The 26179-nt window shown below is 48.5% G+C and carries 17 protein-coding genes; 6 read left to right on the forward strand and 11 right to left on the reverse strand.

Translation table 11 applies throughout. From position 1 onward, the window contains the following. Positions 1-104: 104 nt before the first annotated feature. Positions 105-662: an RNA polymerase sigma factor gene (locus LZG72_RS11770; RefSeq protein ID WP_233871959.1), complete on the reverse strand. Its 558-nt coding sequence runs from the start codon at positions 660-662 to the stop codon at positions 105-107. Positions 663-865: 203 nt separating this feature from the next. Between LZG72_RS11770 and LZG72_RS11775 the strand changes: the two genes are divergently transcribed. The 6 genes from LZG72_RS11775 to LZG72_RS11800 are packed head-to-tail and all read left to right on the forward strand — an operon-like array spanning position 866 to position 10203. Next, complete coding sequence (locus LZG72_RS11775) at positions 866-1900, forward strand: FecR family protein (protein ID WP_233871962.1); 1035 nt, start codon at positions 866-868, stop codon at positions 1898-1900. 35 nt (positions 1901-1935) lie between these two features. Continuing rightward, on the forward strand, positions 1936-5442 hold the full coding sequence (locus LZG72_RS11780) for a TonB-dependent receptor (protein WP_233871965.1): 3507 nt from the start codon (positions 1936-1938) through the stop codon (positions 5440-5442). 24 nt (positions 5443-5466) lie between these two features. Further along, positions 5467-6912, forward strand: coding sequence for a RagB/SusD family nutrient uptake outer membrane protein (locus LZG72_RS11785; protein ID WP_233871968.1), 1446 nt, complete (start codon positions 5467-5469; stop codon positions 6910-6912). Between the two features lie 45 nt (positions 6913-6957). Further along, positions 6958-8013 (forward strand): carbon-nitrogen hydrolase family protein, encoded by a 1056-nt coding sequence (locus LZG72_RS11790; protein WP_233871971.1) that lies wholly within the window; start codon positions 6958-6960, stop codon positions 8011-8013. A 31-nt stretch (positions 8014-8044) separates the two neighbouring features. Then, on the forward strand, positions 8045-9121 hold the full coding sequence (locus LZG72_RS11795) for a DUF1611 domain-containing protein (protein WP_233871974.1): 1077 nt from the start codon (positions 8045-8047) through the stop codon (positions 9119-9121). An 11-nt stretch (positions 9122-9132) separates the two neighbouring features. Beyond that, positions 9133-10203: a mandelate racemase/muconate lactonizing enzyme family protein gene (locus LZG72_RS11800; protein WP_233871977.1), complete on the forward strand. Its 1071-nt coding sequence runs from the start codon at positions 9133-9135 to the stop codon at positions 10201-10203. A gap of 45 nt (positions 10204-10248) precedes the next feature. Here the strand turns inward: LZG72_RS11800 and LZG72_RS11805 are convergent, their stop codons facing one another. From LZG72_RS11805 to LZG72_RS11850, 10 genes are all read right to left on the reverse strand, one after another. Then, positions 10249-14115 carry a hybrid sensor histidine kinase/response regulator gene (locus LZG72_RS11805; RefSeq protein WP_233871980.1) on the reverse strand — a complete coding sequence of 1289 codons (3867 nt, stop codon included), beginning with the start codon at positions 14113-14115 and terminating at the stop codon, positions 10249-10251. A 149-nt stretch (positions 14116-14264) separates the two neighbouring features. Beyond that, positions 14265-15815, reverse strand: coding sequence for a rhodanese-like domain-containing protein (locus tag LZG72_RS11810; RefSeq protein ID WP_233871983.1), 1551 nt, complete (start codon positions 15813-15815; stop codon positions 14265-14267). 105 nt (positions 15816-15920) lie between these two features. Further along, positions 15921-17162 carry an MFS transporter gene (locus LZG72_RS11815; RefSeq protein WP_233871986.1) on the reverse strand — a complete coding sequence of 414 codons (1242 nt, stop codon included), beginning with the start codon at positions 17160-17162 and terminating at the stop codon, positions 15921-15923. Positions 17163-17211: 49 nt separating this feature from the next. Beyond that, entirely contained in the window at positions 17212-17799 is a 588-nt protein-coding gene (locus LZG72_RS11820; RefSeq protein ID WP_233871989.1) for a hypothetical protein, read from the reverse strand. A gap of 8 nt (positions 17800-17807) precedes the next feature. Beyond that, positions 17808-18716, reverse strand: a complete 909-nt coding sequence (locus LZG72_RS11825; protein WP_233871992.1) for a DUF1684 domain-containing protein — start codon at positions 18714-18716, stop codon at positions 17808-17810. A 33-nt stretch (positions 18717-18749) separates the two neighbouring features. After that, positions 18750-20108 carry a RagB/SusD family nutrient uptake outer membrane protein gene (locus tag LZG72_RS11830; protein WP_233871995.1) on the reverse strand — a complete coding sequence of 453 codons (1359 nt, stop codon included), beginning with the start codon at positions 20106-20108 and terminating at the stop codon, positions 18750-18752. Positions 20109-20119: 11 nt separating this feature from the next. Continuing rightward, positions 20120-23491, reverse strand: coding sequence for a SusC/RagA family TonB-linked outer membrane protein (locus tag LZG72_RS11835; protein ID WP_233871998.1), 3372 nt, complete (start codon positions 23489-23491; stop codon positions 20120-20122). 230 nt (positions 23492-23721) lie between these two features. Then, a complete protein-coding gene (locus tag LZG72_RS11840) occupies positions 23722-24681 on the reverse strand; it encodes a FecR family protein (RefSeq protein WP_233872001.1) in 960 nt (319 codons plus the stop codon). A 56-nt stretch (positions 24682-24737) separates the two neighbouring features. After that, on the reverse strand, positions 24738-25289 hold the full coding sequence (locus LZG72_RS11845; RefSeq protein WP_233872003.1) for an RNA polymerase sigma-70 factor: 552 nt from the start codon (positions 25287-25289) through the stop codon (positions 24738-24740). 316 nt (positions 25290-25605) lie between these two features. Further along, positions 25606-26061 (reverse strand): PA2169 family four-helix-bundle protein, encoded by a 456-nt coding sequence (locus tag LZG72_RS11850; RefSeq protein ID WP_233872005.1) that lies wholly within the window; start codon positions 26059-26061, stop codon positions 25606-25608. Between the last annotated feature and the right edge of the window lie 118 nt (positions 26062-26179).

Raw genomic sequence — 26179 nt, forward strand, 5'->3', positions numbered from 1 at the left:
ATTAAATTGGGCATTATGACAAAAAGCCGGATAATTAGCAATTCACTAAGTATACGGAAGTCCGGTGTGAACCACGGGAGAATGTTGACCGATGTAATGCACGGTTATTTCTTAATACTCCGCAGGTCGAGGGAATCGCGGATTGCGTCCAGGGCTCTGTAAACTAATTTATAGGCGGCCCGCGGCGTGATTTCCATCAATCTGCTGATCTCGTCAAAGCTCATGTCTTCGAAAAAGCGGAAGAAAATGATCTCTCTCTGACGGACAGAAAGGTGCGAGAACATTTTGGTTAATGCGGCACTTCGGCCCTGTTCTTCCTCACCCTTGATCCACTGATCTTCAAACGAAGGTTCTGTGTCGGAAAACGCTTCGGTAAAACCATGCTGCCATTGTTTTTGGCTGTTACTCTTATGGAAAATCTCCCTCCGCAACGACCGGAAAAGATAGAATTTGATCGAATCCGTCGCACTGAGTTTCCGGCGCGACAGCCACAGATTCACAAACAAGTCCTGAATGCAATCCTTCACGAGATCTTCATCCGGCGAAAGCCGATAACCGTAGGTGAACAGAACGGGCGCAAATTTCTCATAGATAGAGGCATATGCATCCTCCGATCCCTCTCTAAATTTTAACCAAAGTTCAGCTTCGCTATCGTCAGACATGGAAGATTTTATCGAACTAAAAAAATAAAAAGCAGGTGTTATCCGGCGTTCTACTAGGGAATTTTAAAAATACAATAAAAAATTTCCAGATCGTGGGTCACTTCTTATTCTTTTCCCCTTTTTCAAGTTAAAAACGAATGTTAATCTGCCATCGTAATTCAGATTGCCGGTTACTATATATCACCATGCATCAGAAACCGCATATGAATTACGAAGATTTTAATGAACATGATTTTGCGCTCGATCCTTATTTTAACGAATGGGTTAAATCTCCCACGAAAGAAAATAGTCACTTTTGGGAATTATGGGTTTCAGAACATTCCGAAAAAAAAGAACAGGTAGAAATAGCCCGTGAACTAATCCTTGCGATCCAATTACCCACTCCGCAATTAAGTCAGACGGATTTGAAGCAATTATGGGAAAATATTCAGCAACGAAATAAAGTAGCAGAGCATGACATTCCGGATGATATCGTCATACCAATTCACAGCAAGTTTAAATGGTTTAGCCGTGTCAATATTGCCGCTTCCATTTCATTATTAATTGCTTTTTCTGCGCTGTTCTGGCTTTTTAAATTAAATAAAAATCCGGAAATGGTGCGTTATCAATCAAAGTTCGGAGAGATAAAAATGCTGACTTTGCCAGATAGCTCGAAAGTATTCCTGAATGCAAATTCAACACTCACTTTCGCACAGCATTGGGATGAGTCCGCTGACCGAAAAGTTGAGCTGACAGGAGAAGCTTTTTTTGAGGTCACCAAAAAACCGGGGAAGGGAAATGCAAAATTTGCGGTGTACTCGGATGGCGTTCAGGTAGAAGTGTTAGGCACGAAATTCAACGTCTACAACCGTCGGAGCAAGATAAACGTTGTTTTACAGGAAGGTTCGGTCCAGCTTTCGGTTCCGGGACAGAACCATAAAGTGCATATGCGGCCCGGAGATCTGATCGAATATGCAGCTTCCAATTCACGCCTGAATCGCACGCATATCGATCCGTCGAGGTATTCCAGCTGGATCAATCATGAACTTATATTTGATGAGACCCCATTAATAGAAGTTGCCCGATCCATTGAAGATCTTTTAAACCTTAAAATCGATTTTGAAGATGAGTCAATCAAAAAACTTCCTTTTACCGGTACACTGTCCATTGCCAATCCTAATGAACTGATTGTTGTATTATCAAAGTCATTTAATATAAAAACAACCCGGTCCGGAAACCGCATTTCATTTCATCATTAATTATCCTTTTCACCTAGTCCCTTAACTTAAACATCATGAATTTATTTATACGGCCTAAAAGGCTTATGTGGTTTCTTGTGCCCCTACTTATAGGCACCTCACAAAGCTTCTCACAAGAATTGTATTCACTTCTTTTAAAGGCGGATCACCCGATTTCAAGGACTTCCGATCAGGCAAAAAGTCTTAAAGATTTTTTAAATCAGGTGGAAAAAAAATTAAGGATACAATTTAATTACAACAGTAATATCGTCCGGAATAAAACCATTGTAATGGATGCATCTTCCATTCAGCAGGGTAACCTTTTGGACAAACTGAATGGCGCATTAAAACAGCAGGGATTGATCGTTGAAAAACTCGGGGAAGGTAAATATGTAATTAATTCATATCAGAATCCGTACCCCAGTGAGACGCCTGAAAAAGGAAATTCAAAAGCGTCAACAACGGAACAAAAATCAGCTGTTGAAACCACCATCCGGGGAAAAGTAACAAGCGAGGACGGACTGGGATTGCCGGGCGTAACGATCCTGGAAAAGACTTCCAAAAACGGAACGGTAACCGATGCGGATGGAAATTACAGCATTGTATTACCGGAGACACTCCCTAATCCGGCCCTGGTTTTTTCTTACATCGGATACATCATCCAGGAAGTTTCTGTCGGCAATCAAACCACGATCCATGTCACGCTCCGGCCGGACATCAAGACACTCAATGAAATTGTGGTGGTCGGGTATGGCACCCAGCAAAAAACGGAAGTAACTGCATCCATCGCTACGATTTCACGACAAAGCATAGAGAACCAACCACTTACAGGTCTGGATCAGGCGATGGCCGGCCAGGCAGCGGGCATTCAGGTTGCCCAGCGCTCGGCTTCGCCAGGGGGTGGGGTCACTGTCCGGGTACGTGGTTCGGGGTCGATCGGTGCTGGCAATGAGCCACTTTATGTAGTGGACGGGATCCCGATCGAGGGCAGTTTCAGCCGTGACCTGAACCCGCTCGCTTCCATTAACCCAAATGACATTGAGTCCATTCAGGTTTTGAAAGATGCATCCTCAGCCGCCATTTACGGGTCGCGCGGGGCCAATGGGGTGGTACTGATCACAACCAAAAGAGGAAAAGCCGGCAAACCGAGAATTCAGTTCGAAACCTACTATGGTATCCAGGAAGTGGCGAAAAAGGTTGACTTGCTCAATGCGCGGGAATACGCCGAATACAACACCGAAGCACGAAACAATGCCTGGGTGGACCAGGGCGGAAAAGCGACTGACCCAAATGAAGTCCGGGTGGACCGGTATAAGGTCCCGGAAATGTTCGCCAATCCCTCACAACTGGGAAAGGGAACGGACTGGCAGGATGCCATATTCCGCACAGCTCCGGTGCAAAACTGCCAGGTATCGATTTCGGGCGGGAACGAGAATACCCAATATCTGGTATCAGCCAACTATTTCGATCAGGAAGGCATTGTGATCAACTCAGGTTTCAAGAGGTACTCATTCCGGATCAATCTGGATACGAAATTATCGGAACGTTTAAAGATGGGCGTGAACCTGTCCCCTACTTTTTCAAAAAGCAAAATCGTGCAGGCGGAAGGGCAATTCTGGAACAATGGGATGATCGCTTCCGCATTGTCGCTGCCGCCCACCATTCCGGTATACAATGCGGATGGCACCTACGCGGTAACGACCACACCTTCCCCCTACAATATCGGCGCCATCGAGAACCCGGTATCGGTTGCCAACCGCTGGAAAAACAACCAGACGAGGTTCCGCGTGCTTGGGACGGTCTTCGCGGAATACAAACTGGCTGAATCACTTACATTTAAAACTTCGCTTGGAGGAGATTATAACGACTCGGAGCAAAGCATGTTTTATCCTTCCACGGTAAGCCGGGAAGGCGTAACGGCCCCGGTTGTGCCCGCGGCGGAGGCTTACTTTCAGCGGAATTACAACTGGCTGAATGAAAACCTGCTCACCTTCAACAAAGTAATGGATGGCAAGCATTCGATCAATGCGCTCGTGGGTTTTACGTCACAAAAAGCGAATTTGAAAAACGCCTCCCTCACGGCTACCAATTTCCCGAATGACCTCGTGCCAACTTTGAATGCAGGCCAGATCACAGGTGGCGGAACAGGCATTTCCGAATGGTCGCTTTTATCTCTTTTAGGGAGGGTCAACTACAGTTATCAGAACAAATACCTGCTCACCGCCACCATTCGCCGCGACGGCTCGTCACGTTTCGGCGCATCGAAAAAATGGGGCACTTTCCCTTCGGCGTCAGTGGGTTGGAATGTGCATGAAGAGCAATTTATGGGGAGCCTCAAAGCGGTCAGCAACCTGAAATTGCGTGCGAGCTACGGACTGGCCGGTAACAATACCATTGGCAACTACGGACATATTGCATCGCTGGGAAATGCCAAATATGTATTTGGCAGTGGCGCCGCCGCTGCTGTTAACGGATTGCTTCCTACCTCGATCAGCAATGAAAACCTGGGCTGGGAAATGATGCGCCAGGCTGACCTCGGCCTGGATCTGGGCTTACTCAGCAACCGCCTTTCCCTGACGGTGGATTATTACAATAAAATAACCGAAGACCTTTTACTGAGTGTACCCGTGCCGGCCTCCACAGGTTTTGCGACAGCAATCCAGAACATTGGGAAGATCAAAAACTGGGGCTGGGAATTTAGTCTGGGTACCAAAAATCTCGTCAATGCCTTAAAGTGGAGCACCGATTTCAACATTTCCTTTAACCGGAATAAAGTATTGGCCCTGGGCCCCGAAGGAAACCCGATCATCAGCCGGAGCCCGGCATTCACGCCGAGTACGCACATCACCCAGATCGGTGCGCCAATGGGCAGCTTTTACGGTTACCAGGTTGTGGGTGTATATCGTGATCAGGCTGATCTGGATTCGAGCCCATCGATAAAAGGCGCGGGCACGGCAGCTTCCAGACCGGGAGACCTGAAATTCAAAGACATGAATGGCGATGGGGAGATTACTTCTGCGGACATAGGCATTATAGGCAATAATCAGCCCGATTTCACATTTGGGATGACCAACAATTTTTCCTACAAAGCATTCAACCTGAATATTTTGGTAGACGGGGCCGAGGGTTTTTACACACTGAATGGAGCGAGGAGAAACATTACCGCCGTAACGGGAAGTTACAGTCGCAGGGATGTCCTGAACCGCTGGCAGTCGCCTGAAAATCCTGGCGACGGAAAAACGCCAAGGGCCAATACGAACCCTACCGGCGGCAACAACAACAATATTTCCACCATGCTCGTGGAAGATGCATCGTTTCTGCGGATCCGCAACCTGAATTTGAGGTATGCACTGCCGTCGACACTGTTCAATAAGGTGATCCAGGGTATATCGGTTTACGCAAGCGTTCAGAACGCTTTTACATTTACCAAATACATGGGCTACAATCCCGAGCAAAACTCGCAGGGCAGCAATGAGGCAACCACCAATTTAAATCCCGGCATCGACTTCAATGCGTATCCTCTGGCTCGCACCTACACGCTCGGCCTAAACTTATCCTTCTAAAAGACCACGGTAAAATCAGTTATCATGAAAAAAACAATACTTGCCACGTGCATTGGATGTTTATCCATTCTGTCCTGCCGGAACGACTTCCTGAACCTGGCCCCGATCAGTTCGGTGAACACGCAGAATTTTTATAAAACCGCCGGGGATATCGAACTGGCTGTCAATGCAGCATATAGCACTCTTCAGCTTGCGGGTCAGTTCTCTCAGGGATATTGGGTAGTAGGCGAAACCAGGTCCGACAATACGTTCAATTTTGAAGACGGCGGCAATAACGATCACGTAGACCTGGACCTGTTCCGGATGGCTTCTTCCAACAGCATCCTGAGTTTGATCTGGGTAGACTATTACCGCGGGATTATGGCATGCAATGTTGTTCTCGAACGTATCAACGGCGTTACCATGGAGAATGCGCTGAAAGAACGTTACATCGGAGAGGTCAGTTTCCTGCGGGCTTTGATGTACTTCAATCTGGTGCGGATCTTCGGCGACGTCCCGCTGGTCCTGACCGAAACCAAATCGGTGGAAGAAGGATATAGCCAGGGCAGGATCGCAGCGAACGAGGTGTATTCACAGATTATACAGGATCTGCAAAGCGCGGAAAACAAGTTGCCGAAAACGTACTCAGGTGCGCTAGTCGGCCGCGCCACCAGCGGCGCGGCGAAGGCCGTGCTGGGGAAAGTCTATCTGACGAAAAAAGAGTATGCGGCGGCACAGGCAAAGTTAAAAGAGGTAATAGACCAGGGAACATACAGCCTGCTCACCGATTACGCCGCATTATGGAACCCGGCCAACAAAAACAATGCAGAATCGGTTTTTGAAATACAATTTAAAAAGGGCACAACCGGCACGTCCAGTGCATTTCTAAGCTGGTTCGCCCCCCGGAATTCAGGCAATTCGGTCACCATCAATGGTTTCGCATATGGCCGGAACCTTCCGACAGAAGATCTCGCGAAAGCTTATGAGGCAAACGATCTGAGAAAAAAGAGCTCGCTGGCGGAAGGCTACACGAACAGTTCCAATGTTTTTGTAAAAGATAAATACACGCTAAAATTCAATGACCAGCCATTTACAGCCAATAATTATGACAACAACTGGCCCTACCTGCGCTATGCCGACGTGTTGCTGATGTACGCAGAAGCAACCAACGAAGTAAATGGAGGCCCGAACCAACTGGCCTATGACCAGATCAATGCAGTCAGGAAACGGGCCGGATTGAACCCGCTGCCCGCCAACCTGAACAAGAATACTTTCGCCCTCGCGCTCGAACACGAAAGGCAGGTTGAGCTTGCATTTGAGGGACACCGCTGGTTTGATCTGGTACGTACAGGCCGGGCGCTGGAAGTGATGAATGCGCACTTCAAAGGTTCAGTCGTATTGCAGTCGTTTCAGCTGCTTTATCCCATTCCACAAAGTCAGATCGACATTAACCCTGATCTCATCAGACAAAATCCGGGGCATGTCTTGTAAATCATTCATTTACCACATTCAAAGCAGATTTAAATGATCGACCATATGAAAAATTCAAACCGGCGCAGTTTTGTAAAAAACCTGGGTATTGGAAGCCTGGCAGCCATTGGCGCTACGTCAGCCACTACTGCCGCAAATCCCGCCACAGCCTCCGCTGCGGCTGCCAATGCGATTCCTGCTTCTTCCGGCAGGAAGATCTGGGTAGCGACCATGACCATGCACAAAATGGACGGGAATACCTGTGAAGAGATCGTTCAGGCAGCAGTTAAACAAATGCAAAAAGCGCTTCCCTACAAGCCGGACATCATTTGCCTCCCCGAAGCCTTTCACATACTGGCCATCCGGGGCAAGCGGCCGTCCGTCACCGAAACAGCGGAAAATGGCAGCGGCAACCTGACGCGTCCCTTTCAGGAATTTGCAAGAAAAAACAACTGCTATGCGATTGTTCCCTTGTATTCAAAGGAGGGAAACCGCTATCACAATACGGCTTTTCTCATCGACCGTCGCGGTGAAATTGTTGGTAAGTATCATAAGATCAGAACTACGACGGGTGAAATGAAAAACGGGATATCGCCCGGCCCCCTGGACCCGCCGGTTTTCAAAACTGATTTCGGGACGATCGGGATACAAACCTGCTTCGATATCGAATGGCTCGACGGGTGGCGCCGCCTGCGTGAAAAAGGCGCCGAACTGGTATTCTGGCCGTCGGCATTTGCGGGTGGAAAACTGGTTAATACCATGGCATGGCTGAATAAATTTGCCGTCGTTTCGAGTACCGCGAAAGATACTGCCAAGATCTGTGACATTACCGGAGAAGAGCTGGCTGCCAGCGGTTTGTACGATTCATGGGGGGTGTGCGCCGAGTTGAACCTCGAAAAAGCATTTCTTCATTCTTATCCTTATTACGAGCAGTTCCCAGCGATTCAGGCGAAGTACGGTCAGAAGGTCCGGATAAGGACTTTGCATGAAGAGGAATTTTCGATCATTGAAAGTCTGTCGCCCGATGTGAAAGTGGCTGATATCATGAAAGAGTTTAACCTCAAAACACATGAAGAACACCTGCATATAGCCGAAATACAACAAAGACAACACTGGATGTAGCCTAAGCTGCTACTGGACTAATCACCTTCTTATGCTTAAAAGTGCGATCATTTTCACGGATGGAATATTAAACCATCCTAATGCAAAAACGGCCCACGGGCTTATCCGGCGAAGTAAGCGGTACGAGATCATCGGTGTGATCGATCCGAAGTTCAATGGCCTGGATGCAGGCGAAGTACTGGATCGGATTCCCAGGAATATTCCCGTTTACGCGTCAGTAAAAGATTTTCAGGAGCAGTCTACCCGCAAAGCGGATTTCGGGATTGTCGGCATCGCCCTGCCAGGCGGAAAGATGCCGGAAAGTCTAAAAAACGAACTATCACAAGCCATTATAGCCGGCATATCCATTGTTTCCGGACTGCATGACTTTCTCTCTGAACACGACGAATTCAGAAAACTGGCCGGCGAGCACAACGTTGAGCTGATCGATATCCGAAAGCCCCGCCCGAAGAAGGAATTAAAGTTCTGGACCGGTGAGATCCGCCATGTAAAAGCGCCGGTGATAGCGATCCTGGGTACCGACTGTGCTCTTGGAAAAAGAACCACCACATCACTTCTGACGCAGGAACTGACCAACGCGCACATCCATGCGCAAATGATCTTTACCGGGCAAACCGGCTGGCTGCAAGGGTACGAATATGGTTTTATTCTCGACTCCACCTACAACGATTTCATTTCCGGCGAATTGGAAAATGCCGTGGTAAACTGCTACCGCGAAACTTCTCCGGACGTGATCATTCTGGAGGGACAATCCGCATTATGCAATCCCAGCGGGCCTTGCGGCGCGGAATATTTGCTCTCGGCAGGTGCGAAGGCTGTGATTTTACAGCATGCACCCGGGCGTACCTATTACAACGGACATGAAAAAACCGGAATAAAAATATCGCTGGAAAGGGAAATTGCCCTCATCAGGCTTTATGGCAGCGAGGTGCTGGCAATAAGCCTCAACACATCCGGCCTGGAAAAGGAAGAAATTGAACGATACCGACAAGCGTATCGCGAGAAATTCGGCATACCGGTTGTGCTGCCGTTACAGGAGATCGGGGCACTCAGTACTATCGTTAAACGATACATTCAAAGCCAGAAACAGGCAATCCCTGCCATTTGATTTCACCTATTTTGAAAATAAAATACATTTCGCTCAGCGTCGAGGACTTGCAGCTGAGCCGGCCTTATACCATTGCTTTCAAGACAATCAGTTCCGTTGAAAATGGGATACTCCGGATCCATTCTGAGGATGGACGTACCGGCCACGGTGCTTTCAACCCGATTTTCGAAGTAGTGGGAGAAACGCTCACGCAGGCAGTTGCGCTTTTCCGGACGGACGAGGCAGAGTTTCTCGCAGGCCGTGATATCCGCGAGCTAAATCAGCTCTGTGATGAGGTGCAGCAAAAATACAGGCAAAGCCCCGCGTTACGGACCGCATTTGAAATTGCATTGTATGATCTGTTTTGTCAAAACCTGCAGGTGCCGCTGGTCCGTTTTCTGGGACGCAAGATCCAATCGATGCCAACTTCGGTAACCATTGGAATTCTGGGCGTAGAACAAACGCTGGAAGAAGCCCGGGAATACATTGCGCGGAAGTTCAGGATACTAAAAGTGAAACTCGGAAAAAGCATTGACGAGGACATTGAGCGCATGCTGAGGTTACATGAACTTTGCAAAGACGATGTCGCGCTCATAGTGGATGCGAACCAGGGATACGACAGAGCAGAACTTCTCCGCTTTAAAAACCTCACTGCCAAATGCAACATACGATTGATCGAACAGCCTGTGAAAGCCGGAAATGAGCATTTGCTGGCAGGATTACCAGATGACTTACGGGAAAAACTAGTCGCCGACGAATCTCTGCTGTCCGTTAAAGACGCCTCTGCATTATCAGCAACTCCTCTCCTGTTTGGCTACTTTAACATCAAACTAATGAAATGCGGAGGTATTACCGAAGCCCTGAAAATCGCATCTGTTGCGGAATCGAGCGGGATTCGCCTGATGTGGGGCTGCAACGATGAAAGCAAGATCAGTATTACGGCTGCGCTGCATGTTGCATTTGCCTGTGCAAATACGGGCTATATTGATCTGGATGGCAGCCTGGACCTTAAAAAAGATGTGGTGGGGGGCGGTTTCGAGCTGAAAGATGGTTGGATGACAATCAGCGACAAACCGGGACTCGGACTGGAAACAATGGAATAGAATGTGGTAAGCGAAATATGCGAAAAAGGTGTGATCTGCATACCTTCAGGCATGCACGCCGTGGATCTTCTCAAAGGCTTTTTTCAGAACTTCCTTGATCACTTCCAGCTTCATTGGTTTGGCCATATAATCGTCCATCCCGATGCTCAGACACGTATTCCGGTCTTCATTCATGGCGTTGGCGGTTAATGCTACAATGTACGGCCGGGTGGCATGTTCCTTCCGGATGATCTTCGTTGTTTCCAGACCATCCATTTCCGGCATTTGAACGTCCATCAATACCACATCGTACTGACTCCTGCGAAGCATTTCCAGCACCTGCAAGCCATTGTTGGCGATCGGGGCCTCGTAACCCAGCTTTTTGAGCACATAGTCAATAAACTTCTGGTTCACCAGGTTGTCTTCCGCTACTAAAATGCGAAGGGGGTACTGACCTGAAAAATCAGGACCCAGTACTTTATCATCCGGAGAATCGGCCGGAATATTTCGCCGGTCCGGAACCCGATCCGTGTAGCCTGTCGTAATGTGGAAATGGAATGCAGATCCTTTCCCATATTCACTTTCGGCCCTGATCCCGCCACCCATTAACCTTACTAATCTCTCGCAAATGGCCAGTCCCAGCCCCGTACCGCCATATTTGCGGTTAATGGACGAATCCACCTGCGAAAATGCCTTGAACAGATTGGTCAGATTATCCTCCTTAATCCCAATGCCCGTATCTCTCACGGTGAACCCAACGCCGATCTCGCCGTACCTGGGTTCCGCCGATTTGTAGACCCGCACCGAAATCTCCCCGCTGTCTGTGAATTTGAGCGCATTGTTGATCAGGTTCGTCAGCACCTGTTTCAGTCTCGAACTGTCCCCGACCAGGAAATGCGGCAAAGCCGGGTCGATGTGATGAACGAGCCTGATATGCTGCCTGGAAGCCTGCAAAGCAAAAAGGTCCATGATCTCCTCCATGGCAAGCCGCAGCTCGAACTCGTGTGCTTCAAGGTCGATTTTACCGGATTCTATTTTTGAAAAATCAAGAATGTCGTTGATCACATTAACCAGCGTTTCGCCGCAGGCTGCAATGGTTTTTGTATAATCCTGCTGCTCCTCCGTTAACTGGGTTTCCGCAAGCAGCGCCGTCATACCGATCACGCCGTTCATCGGCGTCCTGATCTCGTGGCTCATGGTTGCGAGGAAAATGCTTTTGGCCTGGTTGGCACGCTCAGCTTCATCCCGGGCAATCTGTGCCTGCTCATGCTGCTCGTAGAGTTCTTCAGCCTGCACCCGAAGTTCTTCGGATTGTGACTGCAATTCTTCATTCAAAGCCTGCAAATGTTCCGATTGCGCATGAAGTTCTTCCGTCTGCTTTTGAATGAAGCTCGTGCGTTCTTCCACAAGTCTTTCAAGTTTGGCTTTTTGTCTGACAATGGCGGCGACCCGGTAATTATAAATGAGATAAATAATCGCGGCAGCGGCGGCGAGCGCCAATATCCGGAACCACCATGTTGCCCAAAAAGGCGGTTCTACGATAATGGAAAGACTTTGCTGCCCCATAACCCATTCGCCTGCGATGTTTTGCGCCTTCACTTTGAATGTATATTGTCCGGGGGGAAGATTGGTGTAAACCGCCGTATTTTTATTTCCCACATCATTCCACTCCTGATCAAAACCTTCCAGAATGTACGCGTAGTTTTTTCTAGATGAAGTAAAATCCAGCGCCGCATAGTCCAGCGCCACAAACGACTGGCCGTACGACAGGGTTACCTCCTTCGCATCTGAAATATTGCCGGGCAAAACAGGTGTAAAATCCTCTGCCGCGAACGACCGCACTCCCCGGTTGAAAATCTTGAAATTGGTGATTACGATCGGATAAGTCGCATTGCCCTGCTTGATCTCACGTGGATTGAGCCGGTTGAACCCATTAACACCTCCAAAATAAAGATTCCCAGCTCGATCCTTGAATGCCGCTTTTTGCTTGAACTCCCTACCCTGCAACCCATATTCCAACGAATAGTTCTGAAATTTTTCAAGCCTGGAATCAAATTGTGAAAGTCCGTCACCGGTACTGATCCAGAGCCTCCCCAGGTCATCCTCGACACTAGCCAGAGTTACATTGTTGACTAGTCCGTTTTCGGTCGTGTATCTTTTAAATTTCGCCGTGCCCGGGTCAAATCTTACCAGTCCTTTTGAGGTGGAAACCCATAAAATGCCGTTTTTATCCTCCATAATGTGATTGATCGCACCATTGGAAGCGCGCCCGGGATCGGTGATACGGAATCTCGTAAATGTGTCCGTAACCGGATTATAGCGGTTGAGCTGCCCCTCGTCGGTCCCGAGCCATACATTCCCTTTGCGGTCCGCCAGCAGGCAGTTTACAGTGTTATCGGAAAGGGTTTTAGGATCAGTAGGTTCGCTCAGGTAATGTTTAAAAATCCCCGTTTTGGGATCATACACATCGATTCCTTCTCCATAGGTGCTCAGCCAGAGCTTGCCGTCTGTTGTCTTTATAATGGCATATATGTTGTCGGTATACAGGCTGTTGGCGATGCCCGGCTTCTTTTTAAGCAACGTGGACCTTCCTGTTTTTGGATCAAAAAGGCTGAGCCCGTCACCCCATGTACCGATCCAGAGCTTTTGGTCGATGGCGGGTACAATGGCCAGCACAAAATTGCCGGATATCCCTGCCCCCGGACCTTGCTGCTTGTATGCGGTAAATTCCTGTGTTTTTTTGTCCAGAAGATTCAGCCCGCCGCCATCGGTGCCGATCCATATATTCTGGTCCGCATCTTCATGAAACGCGATTACGAAATTGTTGGAAAGACTGTTTTTTGACGAATTGTGCCGAAAATGCGCAAAGCTGTTGTTACTGTTATAAATGCTGACGCCGCCGCTGTAAACGCCGAGCCAGATATTGTTTTGGCGGTCCCTGTAAATGCAGTCCACCGAATTCCCCGCCACGCTGCTGAGATCTATTTCGTCGTGCTTGTGTGACGTGAATGTCCACGTTGTTGTGTCCAGGATGTTCAGACCGCCGTTTTCAGTCCCCACCCAAATTTCACCCTGGCTCTCGTTGATGCTGGTGATACTGTTGTTGGATAAACTTAACGGATCGTTTGCATCCTGTTGAAATCGCCGGAATGTTCCGGTTTCGGGCTCGAACAGATTCAGGCCTTTGCCAAACGTCCCGACCCAGATGCGGTTTTTAGAATCCTGAAAAAGAGCGCGTACATCATCCCCGGAAAGCGAGGCCCCCATTTTACTATCATGCACAAACCGTTTGAAAGACCCGGTTTTGCGGTCGAGCAGATTCAAACCGGTGGAAGTACCTGCCCAGATATTGTTCTGCCTGTCGCAGAAAACCGTATTTACATTGTCCCCACTGAGGCTGTTGGGTTTGGTGGGATCAAACTTGTAATGTACCGAGACAATGCCATTCGCGGGATCAAACAGGTCGAGACCGCCGGTCGTGGCGATCCACAATTTCCCTTCCTGATCGAAAGTGATCTTATTCAGGAAATCACCGGAGATCGTTTCCGGGTTTTTCAGGTCCGTGAGATAAGATTTGAACTGTTTTCCGTTGCGGTCGAGTACGTTCAGCCCGCCTCCGCTGGTCGCAATCCAGATATTTCCCGCTTTATCTTCGGCGAGGCAGGTTACAAAATCACTGCTGATGCTGCTTTTGTCCTGATCGTCATTTTTAAAAATTTTAAATTCATGCCCGTCATACCGGTTCAATCCCCCGTTCGTCCCGATCCAGATGAAGCCTTTGCTATCCTGAAATACACAATTGACATTATTATTGATGAGGCCGTTTTCCGCAGAAATATGTCGGAAATGAATCGGGTTATGCTGAGAAAATGCCTTTAATACCGTGAGCTGCATTAAAAACGCACACAACATATACTGGAAATACAGCTTCATACGATCCAAAAGGAGGTGTAATATTACTTCATGAATATTTGTAGTAATATACAGCTATATTGGAAAAATCCGCGCATCGCCCGGATAATCGCCTGCGCTAACTTGCTGACTCGGGACGCATTAAACCTTACTGTTGAATCTGTAAAACTTTACAACACAAAAAACCCATGCGTTGCATCACGGTCGAGCTGCCGGACCAGACCATACTCCCATTCCAGATAAGCCTCCATGGCGGCAGGATCAATGTTTGTACCTTCATAGGGACGCCTGTAACGATCATGGGGCGGTGACGCCAGCTGTGCATGTATATCGCCGGGACCAGTGAGTGCGTAACCGTGCTCCACCCAGGATTTTGTCCCGCCTTTCAATACAAAAACCGGTTTGTTTGTCAGCAACTTAAATTCCGTCGCTGCAAATGCGGCTAGGATCCCATCTGGCGAGGTAAGTATATATATTTCAGCAGAGGGCAGGTTTTCAATCGCTTCGTCCAGGCCGGATCGCAAAGCATACCAGGAATTGGGAATGTGGCCTTTCAGATATTGCCTGCTCGGGGCGAAATCAACTACAACAAGCTCATTATCAGATCTTAAAAATTCAGACAGGGTATCGGCATCGACCAAATCAGGTTTGTTTGTAAATGGAGGAACAGGATTTTCGGGGAAGCCTTTTTCCAACCAAAACGCATTGTCCGGTGTTTCAAGGACAAATACCTCCCAGTTCATCTGTGCCAGCCATGACGCAGTCATATTCGCGCGGACTTCCTCCTTATCCGCCAGAATGAGGCGGGCGCCCCGTACCGGCGCAAAATGATCGGTTTCCTGAACGAGCTGGCCTCCGGGCGCCGATAGAAAACCATGCAAATGCCCCGCTGCATATTCCTCGGGCATGCGCACATCAAACCAATAAGTCGTTTTGTCTTTATCCTCTAAAAATTCCCGAAGAGCCAGAAACGAGATCGTTTTTACGCCCGCCCTGGCTGCAACCGAGCGGCTTCGTGACAAAGCAAGCTCTGCATTTTCGGGACTTACCTCTCCAAAATGCCTGGATTGTCCGTGTTCGAGCTTTTGCCCGGCAAGCGTCCATCCGATCGTTCCGTTTCTTAATGCGGCGACCCGGTTGGAAATCCCTGCATTCACGAGTGACTGCGTGCCGATAATGCTCCTTGTCCGTCCGGCGCAGTTTACGATCACAAGCGTCTGCGGATCGGGCGCCAGGTCCTGCACGCGTAGTACCAGCTCCGCGCCGGGAACGCTGATGCTGCCTGGAATGCTCATGGTCTGGTACTCATCAAACCTGCGCGCATCGAGCACGACTACATTTTCTTTTTTTGAAATGAGCTGATCCACTTCTTCGGCCGATAGAGAAGGAGTATGTCTTTTAAAATCGACCAGTTCACCAAAAGCCTTGCTGGGTGCATTCACATCGATGAATACCTCTCCCCCGGCCTGTTCCCATCCTTTCAAACCGCCTTCGAGCTGCTGCACATTGATGTAACCAAGGTCTTCCAATCTTGCCAGCGATTTCTCGGCCAGTCCTTCCCCATTGTCATACACCACCAGTAAAGTATCTCGTCGTGGTATCCTTCGGTAGATTTCTGTTTCAATGACTGAGAAAGGAAGATTCGCCGCGAATAATGGATGTCCGGTGGCAAAAATGGCTTCTTCCCGAACATCGAGAATCGCTATTTCTTCCCGTTGCATAAGCGCCTTTCTGACTTGTTGATAACTTATGGTCTGAATAATTGAGGATGTTTTTGGCTGTGTTGAAACCGACATATTACACCGAATAAATGGACACCAATGTTTTTATTTTTCAAGAAAATCAAGATCTCTTCCATGTGTCTCCGGGATCGTCAGAATGGAAAATAATCCCACTCCAAAGGCCAGAATGCCTACCAATGCACCGGACTCTATCACTGTAAAAGAATCTTTGAACGACATAAAAAGGGTTGTCATGAGAATTACGGTGCCTCTCACCATGTTGGGCACGGTGGTGGCCGCCGTAGCTCGCAGGTTGGTCCCGAACTGCTCGGCGCTGATCGTCACAAATAATGCCCAGTAACCTATTCCCAAGCCCATCAGCACCGTTACCGCGTAAAGCTCGGCAGCTGTATTTATCCCGAAAAACAAATAGACGATGCTGAAAACAAATGCAAACGCCATCAGATAAGCAACCGCCTTCTTTCTGGACTGAAGCCAATGGCTGAGAATCCCGCAGGCAAAATCACTGATGGAAATACCGATATAAGCCCACATGATCGAAAGTCCGGGTTTGATCGGCTCCGCAATTCCAAATGCGCGTCCGAACTCGTCGCTGAATGTCGCCAGGACGCTGATCACAAACCAGAATGGAATGCCGATCCCAATGCATTTCAGATATCTGATAAGGCGATCCCTGTTTGTAAAAAGCGCAAAGAAATTCCCCCGCTGGACAGACTTCTGGCTTTTGATCTGTTCGAAAATCCCCGACTCAAATACGCTCATGCGCAACAACAAAAGTAAAACCCCCATGCCGCCACCGACGAGATAGGCATTACGCCAGTCGAAAATTTCAAATGTAAAATAAGCAAAAACAGCCCCCAGCATGCCTATTCCGCCAATCAGCGAGCTACCGAGCGACCGGATCTCTTTGGGCAGGATTTCGGAAACCAGCGTAACGCCGGCACCGAGCTCGCCCGCGAGCCCGATGCCCGCTATGAAACGCAGTGCTTTATATGTGGCGGGGTCTTGCACGTAGGCGCAGGCAATGTGCGCGACGGAGTACGTGATGATGGAGCTGAAAAGAACGGAAAGCCGGCCTTTTTTATCACCAAGTACACCCCAGAGAACGCCTCCTAAAAATAGTCCGGACATCTGCCAGTTCAGGATGCTGGCGCCCACTGTTGATATTTCGGCCGCGGAAAGCCCCATTGATTTTAAGCTCGGGATGCGAACGATCCCAAAGATCAGGAGGTCATACACATCTACAAAATAGCCCAGAGAGGCTACGATAACGGGTGCACCGAATAAATGAGATAATACAGAACGGTTCGCTTGTATGGCATTCATGATTGAACATTATAGTATACTAAAATAAAACCCGGGTTTTGGTAATGTTCTATTCCCGGGAAAGGTCCCATACATTGGGCAGCGTGCTGTTGGAATAACCGGAAATAAACGATTTGGCCGAACCATCTTCAAAGTAAACCGAGCGGCGCACCGCCCCGATGTTGGCACCATAAACGTGAATACTGATCGAAACATCGTCCGCCAGCGTGTTGCTTACTTTATGCAGATCACCCACTGTCGGCGAAACGAATTCGACGTCTCCCGGATGAAGGTATACAGGCTCTCCCGCCCGTTGCAGCCCGCCATCTTCTCCAAATTCGTAATTCTGTGAAAACTCGGACCCTCGCAGCATTCCGATCATTCCCCAAACGGTATGATCGTGAATGGGCGTTGTTTGCCCCGGTCCCCAAACAAAACTTACAACCGAAAAACGGGAAAGAGGATCGGCGTATAACAGATGCTGCTGGTAGTATTTCTGGTCAGGTTTTGCATAATCGTCCGGTAACCAGTCGTCGGCCTTCACCAGCTGTCTGAGTAAATCACCGCCTTGCTGAAAGATCACTTCTTCTCCGGGATCTTGCCCGATCAGTTCGGCCAGGGAAATAATGAACGTTCTTAATCTTGCCGGATTCGCCATAATCGCATTTAAATAGACTCCAGTGTATATTTTTTCTCGCCTGCCGGAATTGGAATGGTCAGTTTGTTTTGCTTAGGCGGCAACGGGCAAGGTGCGTATACCGAAAAGGCGCAGTTAGGATTTGTGGCTTTGTTGAAATCAACGATCACAGAACCGTCGCTGCCGGGTTTATCAGCATTTAAAAACCGGAAAGCATAGGTTTCCTTGCCACCGAGCTGGTCTGAAAAAACAATGAACAAACCGCCATTTCCCTTATCGAGTGCTTCCAGTTTGTAGGGCTTACCCCCAAGCTGGAATTCAAGCAGTCCGGCTGCTGCCCTTTCATTGGTTTTGCCAAAAATAGTCGTGATAGGGATCGTAGAATTGGAGGCATAAGGCTTGAAATGCGCTTTTACACGTAATTTTTCATCCACCGGAAACCTTTCCACGCCTTTGAATTTGGCCTGGTTTTCACTTTCATTGTTCAGTAAACGGATTGCCAGCTCGCCCCCGCTATCCTGAACGAACCAGTGAACGGCACCGCGTTCGAGCGAAACCGGCGCTTTTCCCGAATACACATTTAAGTTCTCTCCCGCGGGTTTCCCGTCAAGCAATACGCCCGACCGCTGATCAAATCGCGCAGTGACTTTCCGGCCTTCAACAAAGTAACTTCCTGCGATCTCCGGGAATCCCGGTACAGGCACAACCAGCTTGTTTTTTTCTCCGCTGCCAAAGGAATTCTCTCCCTGTTCCAGCCACAGCATACCGATCAGGTTCAATGGACTCGACGGAGCACGCAGGTCTTTGTCCCGTTTATCGAAAAAGGCGGTAATTTCTTTTTTGTAATCAGCGCTCTGCTCGTTGTTTTGTGCAAATGCGGCAGCGGCCTGTAAAAGAAGCAGCAGCGCGAATACCGTGGTCTTATTTAGATTTTTCATTTCAAAAAAAGTTTATGTTGGAAGTCGGAATTTTTAGTATCCTGGATTTTGCTCCAATGCTTTATCGGCATTCAGTTCCCGGATGGGTATGGGAAGCAGCGTTTTGTTCACATCTGTAACCTTTAATACCGCGGCAGCCCGGCCCGTTCTCACCAGATCAAACCAGCGGTGAGGTTCGTAGGCAAATTCGAGTCTCCGCTCATTCTCTATCGCCAGCAGCAATGCCGCTTTGTCGGCGGGAGTAACCGCAGCAACTCCGGCCCTGGTGCGGATGAGGTTCAGGTCGGCAACGGCCTCCTGAAACTTGGCAGCTCCACCCAGCTCTGCCCTCGCCTCGGCACGGATCAGGATCAGCTCAGCAAGGCGCAGCACGTAGGAAGGGTCAATGGACGGACTTCTGTAATACATGGTCCCATACCACAATCCGCCTATCGTCTTCGCTGCGAGCACGCTCCGGTTTCCTCCGATCTCCGGATTGTTGATCAGGTCGAGGAAAGCACTGTTGGGTACCCAGGTCCTGGTTCCTCCGTTTTCCGGCGGCTGCCATGAGTTACGGTGACTATTTTGATTGGTATTGCTGTACGATGTTTCCAGGATCGATTCGGCCGACGCGATCACGCCGTTACCCCAAAAGGAATTATAGGGAGCTGCGATTTTATAGGTTGGGTCTGCGATGAGCCTGGTCGCATATTCTTCCGCAAGCGACCATTCTTTTTTATACAAATGAAGTCTTGCCCGTAATGCCCATACGGTCTTTTTAGTGGCACGGATACGGTTGGTAGTTGCGGGGAGCCGCTTTTCAGCTTCATCCAGATCCTTCAATACCTGCGCATAGGTTTCTTCCAGAGAACTTCTTTTCAGACCGTCTTTATCTGTTACCGATTCTGTCGGCAGCAAAGCCAGCTGAGCGCCGCCCCAGGTCCGGGCCAGATCGAAATAAGATAGCGCCCGTATAAAATACCCCTCGCCTACCAGCTGGTTTTTCAGACTTTCCGTCAGCTTGATGTCCGCTACATCCGGCACTTTCAGGATTACGTGATTAGCCCGGTTAATGGTTTGGTAAATGGCCGTCCACACACTGCCGACCGTGCTGTTATCAGCCGTTACCTCATGGTTGATGAATTGGGAAGGATCTGTGCCCGGGCCCGTTCTCGCTATATTGTCGCCCGACAGGTAACCAATGGACTGAAAGGAGCTTCCATAATAATTGTTTCCCGCCAGCGCGCGGTACATGCCGCGAACTGCGGTTTCCGCCGACACCTTGTCGACGATCGTCACCTGATCGGACACCGAATCCAGCGGCTCGACTTCCAGAAAGCGGTCGCACGACCAGACAAAAATTGCTGCGAATACCAGGAAAATGTGTCTTAATAAGTTCAAAGAATGCTTCATTACTATATTTTTTAAAGAGTAATACTTAAACCAAGCTGAAAACTGCGGGGCTGAGGCGGCGTACAGAAGTCATCTCCGAGTACGTTCTGGTTGCTGGTGATGTAGGATTCGGGATCAAAGCCGGTGTATTTGGTCAGCAGCCACAAATTGGTTGCATTGAAATAAACCCTGGCAGCATCCACGCGCAATCTCTGCAATACGCCCCGGGGAAAGGTATAACCGACCGAAAGTGATTTCAAACGAATGAATGAGCCGTCTTCCAGCACCCGTGTCGTGGGGTCGAGTGTGTAATTTTGACCGACGGTTGTAATTCTTGGAAGTTCAGCAATGTCGCCGGGCTTTTGCCATCTGTTCCTGGCCGACTCCAGATAGAGACGTTCCGCCCGCGTGCCACCGCTTTCTCCGTAGGCCCGGTTGCGGTTGTACACTTTGTTACCCTGCTGAAAAGAGAAAAACAAGGAGAGATCCACATTCTTGTAGCGGAAATTATTGGTAAGCCCGCCAATGAATTTGGGAACTGTCTGCCCTACGATCTGGCGATCGGCGACTGTGATCTGGCCGTCTTTATTCGCGTCTTCATAAATGGCTTTCCCATTCTCCGGGTTGACAGACAAATGTTTATATGCCCAGAATGAGCCCAGCGGAGAACCTTCGATGGAACGGTGGTACGAATAGTTGATCGGCGTGGGCAGCTTTTCGATTTTGTTATAATTGCGTGCGATATTGAAGTTGGTGCTCCATACAAAATCCTCCCCTTCCACATTGGTACTGTTGATACCGATCTCAATTCCTTTATTGCTGATCTCCCCCGCATTGGTGTACAGGCTGGTGAAGCCGCTAACGGAAGGCACCGGCAGTTCGAGCAGTACATCTGTGGTGTATTTCCGGTACAGATTGACTTCGGTGGTGATCCTGTTTTTCAGAAATCCTGCCTCCACGCCGGCCGCGATCTGGTTGGTTTTTTCCCATCTCAGGTCCGGGTTTCCGAGTTGCTGCGGCGCGGTTCCTGGGTTTTCGGAAGATCCGGGCAGATCAGCATACCCCTGACCGCCAGCCCAGAGGCCTCTCGCTGCGAAGTCGTCGATCCCGTTCTGGTTTCCCGACAGACCGACGCTAGCCTTCACTTTCAGGTCGCTGATGGTATTGGATTTTTCAAGAAATGCTTCTTCCTTCAAACGCCACGCGATGCCGGCTGAGGGAAAGTATCCCCATTTTTTGTTTTCCCCGAATCGCGAGGAACCATCTGCCCGCACCGCCAGCTCTACGAAATATTTCCCTGCATAACTGTAATCCACCCGCGAAAAGAAGGAAGCCAAGTTCCCTTTCGTCCAGCTCTGCGCAGATTTCTGATTGGCGGCAGATGATATCTGCGTGTAGGAATTGTTGGGGAAATTGGTGCCTTGCGCAGACGTATTCTTGATCACATTGCTCTGAATGGTGTTACCCAGGAGAATGCCCAGATTGTGGTTCTCTCCAAATCTGCTTCTGTAAGATAAAGTTTGTTCATTGATCCAGGTGCTGTTTTGGGTAACGGACGAGCTCGCCGATCCGTTTGTCGGGGCCGCGCCTAGTACGGTTTTGTCTGTCCAGTACTGGTACTCGTCATAGTTGTTGAAATCGAGGCTCCAGCTGGTCCTGAATTTCAGGCCCGGGAGGATTTCCGCATCCACATACAAATTCCCGATGTAGCGCAGACTGGTCGTTTTGATAAAATTATTGTTCACCAGCACATCCACATTATCAAAACCACCCCATAATGCAGGCGTACCGTCGGTATTGAATTTGGGAAGATTGGAGGCGGTCAGCAATGCGGATTGAAAGATCCCGCGGGGGGTACTTCCGGTGATCAGCTGGTTGCGGAAAGAACGCGAAATGCTGTTGCTCGTCCCGATCGTAACTTTATCGTTAACGTTCTGATCCAGGTTGATTTTAAGACTGGCCCGGTCGAAATAAACCGGCTTGATCGTGGCTTCCTGCTTGGTATAACTTCCACCAATGTAGTATTTTGTTGATTTCGTGCCGCCCATTAATGAAAGGTCATAATTGCGCAGGCGCGCCGTCCGGAACACGTCGTTGAGCCTGTCGTACGTTCCCTGCTCGCTGGGCTCGCCTCTTCCGCCTTCGGAAACCGGTCTGTACGGACGGTTGGCGAAAGTTTGCTTTAACGCCGGATTGTCTATCCCGGAATTGATCCAGGATTCGTTGACAAATTCAGCCGTTTCGGGCCCCGATACAAGTTTCCACATGCGGCCCTGGTCTACTTTTGCAAATCCCTCCGAAACGTTCAGGCTGATCTTCGCACCGGAATCGTATTTTCCTCTTTTGGTGGTAATGATGATAACCCCATTGGCTGCCCGCGCACCGTATATGGACGTGGCGCTGGCATCTTTCAGCACCTCCATACTTTCAATGTCGTTGGGGTTTATATCTGCCAGTGCCGACGTGGACGTTCCGCCCATGTTGATCGTCTGCATGCTTTCATTGTTCAGAAACACGCCATCAATAATGTACAATGGAGAATTACTGGCATTAATGGAAGTCGTTCCGCGCAGACGTACAAATGCCGATTCGCCGGGAACGCCATTGTTGGACGTAACCTGCAAACCAGCCACTCTGCCCTGAAGCTGGGCATCCGCACTTGCCGCAGGGATCTGTTTGATCTCATTGGCATTGACTTTCGAAATTGCCCCTACGAGATCTTTTCTGGCGCGGGTGCCGTACCCTACCACTACAACTTCCTCCAATTGCTTGCGATCGGCCACCAGCTGGACCGACAGATAGGACTGACCTCCCGCTTTTACCTCCTGGCTCAGATAGCCGATATAAGAAAATACAAGTATGTGGTCCGTGCTGATATCACTGATTGAAAAATTACCTTCGGAATCGCTGACAGTTCCCTGGTTGGTCTCTTTAATGCGAACACTCACACCCGGCAATGGCTCGCTGTTCTGGTCGGTAATCTTTCCTTTTATGGCGAGTAACTGGGATTCACTCTGAATGGAGGCATCATTTCCGGTAACCTCCTTTTTTGTTTTTTTGACAAGAACATTACTTCCAATGATTTTGAAAGAAAATCCCCGGCTGACGAGGAGTTCGGTCAACACTTTTTCCAGTGGCTGGTTTCGGAAAGTATGTGTTATCCCGCCCTGGCCGGCAACTTCGCTGGCGTTATAGACGAATTTATAAGTACTCTGTTTCTCAATGCGATTGAGCGCATCTTTTAACGTCGATTTGTCGAGACTGAAGTTAAAAATAGATTGTCCGTCAGCATGATGCGCGTGCAGGCTGGTGGCAATTGTGAAAAACAAGGTAGCAAAGGCACAAGCAATTCTGACAACCTTTCGATGATAAAAGGCAACTGATTTTTTAAAACTTAAATGCATACATTTGTTTTGGTTTAATTTTTCCAAAGGTTAAATCACTCTTCCACTCTGCTTACCGATGGTCCAGATCGGTGTTCCGCAGAGTGGTTTTTTTTCTACATGTCAGCCAGGATGGTACTTACTTCCACCTCAGCCGCAACATTCATACAGTATCAGGATCGCAAGGCTTTTCATTGTTTACATTAAGATATAAATTCTATCATTTAAGTAGATTAAATAGCTAAAAAAAGTCAGCTGCACCCCTTCCCTATCAATTTTACCGTACGTCCATTCGTACCGAATTCGAACTTAATGTTGTTCACCTCACACAAAACATTCAGTAAATCATTGATCTTGATCGAATTGTCGAAACTAGCTGTGTAAATGCATTTGGTTAAATCCTCATCCGAGAACGTAAATTTTACCTGGTACCATTTTTCAAGCTGTGCGGTGATATCGGCGAGCGTTTGCTCATGAAATTCCAGTTTTCCTTCTTTCCAGGCAAATTTGGTACCCATATCAAAACGGGACGAAACGACTTCACCCGACTTCGCATTGTACTCGATTTGCTGCTCCGGCAAGAGTACGGCCAGCTGATCCTCACTCCTGTTCACCTGAACTTTACCTCGTTGAACAGCTACGGTCATCCATTTCTCGTCGGGGAATGCCCTCACTACAAATGCAGTCCCCAGTACTTTGGTGAGCAGTACGCCCGAACGCACATGGAAGGGACTTTTACTGTTTGGTTTTACATCAAAAAATGCTTCGCCATCAAGCTCAACATCGCGATTTGCGGTAAAATCTTTTACATATTTCAACCTGCTGCCTGCATTTAGCCACGCATGCGAACCATCCGGAAAAGCGATTTGTGTCACCTTCCCGACGGGACTGCTCACTGTAATATAGTCCTTTTTCGCCTGACCTGATAGTTTGTAAGCCAGCCAGCCAAACAGCAAAACCAGGCTAACGGATGCCGCCATACGCAACCAGGTATTGACAAGAAATCTGTTATGCCCGAAGTGGGTTTTGACTTTGATGTTCCGGAAAATCCGATTTCTCAACTCCTCCGGCTCCTCAACAGAATCAACCTCCCAATGCACCTCTTTTTCATTTTCGGAACGATACCAGGCATCCAGTTTCTCTGCCTCCTCCCGGGTAATATCCCCGGTCCGGTATTTTTCCATAAGTGTGCGTACGTCCTGTCTGGTCATTGTCGGGCTGATATATGAGTATGTACTACAGGTATGGTCACTACCCTTAGTGGATATTAAAATTCTTTTAACAAAGCCACCATCATCAGGAGCTGGATGTCTTTTAATGAAAGTCGTAATATCTTCAGTGCTTTTGAAAGATGTGCTTCGACGGTTTTGGGAGAAATGTTCATCTCGCGGGCAATGTCCGGGATTACGAGTCCCTGCTGGCGGCTATATATAAATACCAGCCGGCATTTTTCGGGAAGGCTTTCAGTAACGGTATTCAGGTATTCTTCAAGAAAACGGGCATGGATCTGCGGCTCATCCCACTGCACGGTCTCCTGGGTATAGTTGCTGCTGATGAGGTCTTGATGTCTTTTTTCGGTGGCGATGGCTTTAAAAACAGCAAACTTGACCGCTGTTGCCAGGTATGCGGGGAGTGATTCTATCTCTACCTTGCTTCTACGCTCCCATAATGTGATGAATATTTCCTGAACAACTTCCTCAGATGCCTGTTTGTCTCTCAGATGGTTATAGGCGATTGCCAGCAGTTTGTTCCAGTAGCGGTCATATATTGCCTCAAAAGCTGACTCATCAGACGCCTTTCTCTGAAGTCGTTCAAGCAATTCGGTGTCTGTATATATTCTCTGTGCCCCGTACCCCATATGACATTAGATTATCTCAGAAGCTTATGAATCAACAATAGTATGGACTTAGGATCGGAGTGGTTTGCCGGATCATCACAACCCAAAAATACATGATTTAAAAGTCTACTAATCTTATAGACAAAATAAGTTAATATAACTTAAAGAACCAAACATTCGGGCGGAACTTACATTCAATTCAGCAGGTTTTCTGTTGCCGTTATGGGATGAAGGCGTAATGGAATTAAATGAAAAAAGCTGCCCTTTGCAAGGCAGCTTTAAATTGGGTTATTTTCGCTTACGCTTTGGCAATATCGCGTAAAGCTTTGATCCTGTCATGAGCAGAATTAATTCCCTGCGCCTGGCTGCTCACGATTGCGAGCGCGTCCGAGGGAAGTTCATTGCTGGTCAGGGCATCACTATATGCTTTTTTGATGGCGTCCTCTCCGCGTTCCGCTTCGGACAAAATGCTCGCCCGGTCGCTGCCTCCAAATAACGATTTTACGTCAATCCAGGCGCGGTGCAGGGTGCCGCTCACGCTTTTATCCGTTTCCAGATGGGGTGCAGACCCCGATATTGCAGACAGTTCCTGAACATTTTTGCGGCTTTGCTGCGCATATTCTTCAAAGAGTGTTTTTAAGTCGATATTCTCATCATTGATATCCGCGATTACTTTCTCGAAACCAGCTACGCGGTCATTATTAATTTCAATCAGGTCATTAATTACACCAGTTACATTTTCTAATGTTGCCATAATTTAGTTCTAGTTGTTTAAATCAATTTCTTACGAATACCGTGCCATACGCGCTTTCATTCACATGAGCGGGGATATAAATTTAGCCCTCATCATTCAGTGGCAGGATTTTTGAGTC

Source organism: Dyadobacter sp. CY323, from assembly GCF_021390245.1.
GTDB lineage: Bacteria > Bacteroidota > Bacteroidia > Cytophagales > Spirosomataceae > Dyadobacter.

What these genes read in the sequence shown, in the direction of transcription:
- LZG72_RS11770 (WP_233871959.1), bottom strand. Translation starts at nt 662, where the DNA reads ATGTCTGACGATAGCGAAGCTGAACTTTGGTTAAAATTTAGAGAGGGA.
- LZG72_RS11775 (WP_233871962.1), top strand. Translation starts at nt 866, where the DNA reads ATGAATTACGAAGATTTTAATGAACATGATTTTGCGCTCGATCCTTAT.
- LZG72_RS11780 (WP_233871965.1), top strand. Translation starts at nt 1,936, where the DNA reads ATGAATTTATTTATACGGCCTAAAAGGCTTATGTGGTTTCTTGTGCCC.
- LZG72_RS11785 (WP_233871968.1), top strand. Translation starts at nt 5,467, where the DNA reads ATGAAAAAAACAATACTTGCCACGTGCATTGGATGTTTATCCATTCTG.
- LZG72_RS11790 (WP_233871971.1), top strand. Translation starts at nt 6,958, where the DNA reads ATGAAAAATTCAAACCGGCGCAGTTTTGTAAAAAACCTGGGTATTGGA.
- LZG72_RS11795 (WP_233871974.1), top strand. Translation starts at nt 8,045, where the DNA reads ATGCTTAAAAGTGCGATCATTTTCACGGATGGAATATTAAACCATCCT.
- LZG72_RS11805 (WP_233871980.1), bottom strand. Translation starts at nt 14,115, where the DNA reads ATGAAGCTGTATTTCCAGTATATGTTGTGTGCGTTTTTAATGCAGCTC.
- LZG72_RS11810 (WP_233871983.1), bottom strand. Translation starts at nt 15,815, where the DNA reads ATGCAACGGGAAGAAATAGCGATTCTCGATGTTCGGGAAGAAGCCATT.
- LZG72_RS11815 (WP_233871986.1), bottom strand. Translation starts at nt 17,162, where the DNA reads ATGAATGCCATACAAGCGAACCGTTCTGTATTATCTCATTTATTCGGT.
- LZG72_RS11820 (WP_233871989.1), bottom strand. Translation starts at nt 17,799, where the DNA reads ATGGCGAATCCGGCAAGATTAAGAACGTTCATTATTTCCCTGGCCGAA.
- LZG72_RS11825 (WP_233871992.1), bottom strand. Translation starts at nt 18,716, where the DNA reads ATGAAAAATCTAAATAAGACCACGGTATTCGCGCTGCTGCTTCTTTTA.
- LZG72_RS11830 (WP_233871995.1), bottom strand. Translation starts at nt 20,108, where the DNA reads ATGAAGCATTCTTTGAACTTATTAAGACACATTTTCCTGGTATTCGCA.
- LZG72_RS11835 (WP_233871998.1), bottom strand. Translation starts at nt 23,491, where the DNA reads ATGCATTTAAGTTTTAAAAAATCAGTTGCCTTTTATCATCGAAAGGTT.
- LZG72_RS11840 (WP_233872001.1), bottom strand. Translation starts at nt 24,681, where the DNA reads ATGACCAGACAGGACGTACGCACACTTATGGAAAAATACCGGACCGGG.
- LZG72_RS11850 (WP_233872005.1), bottom strand. Translation starts at nt 26,061, where the DNA reads ATGGCAACATTAGAAAATGTAACTGGTGTAATTAATGACCTGATTGAA.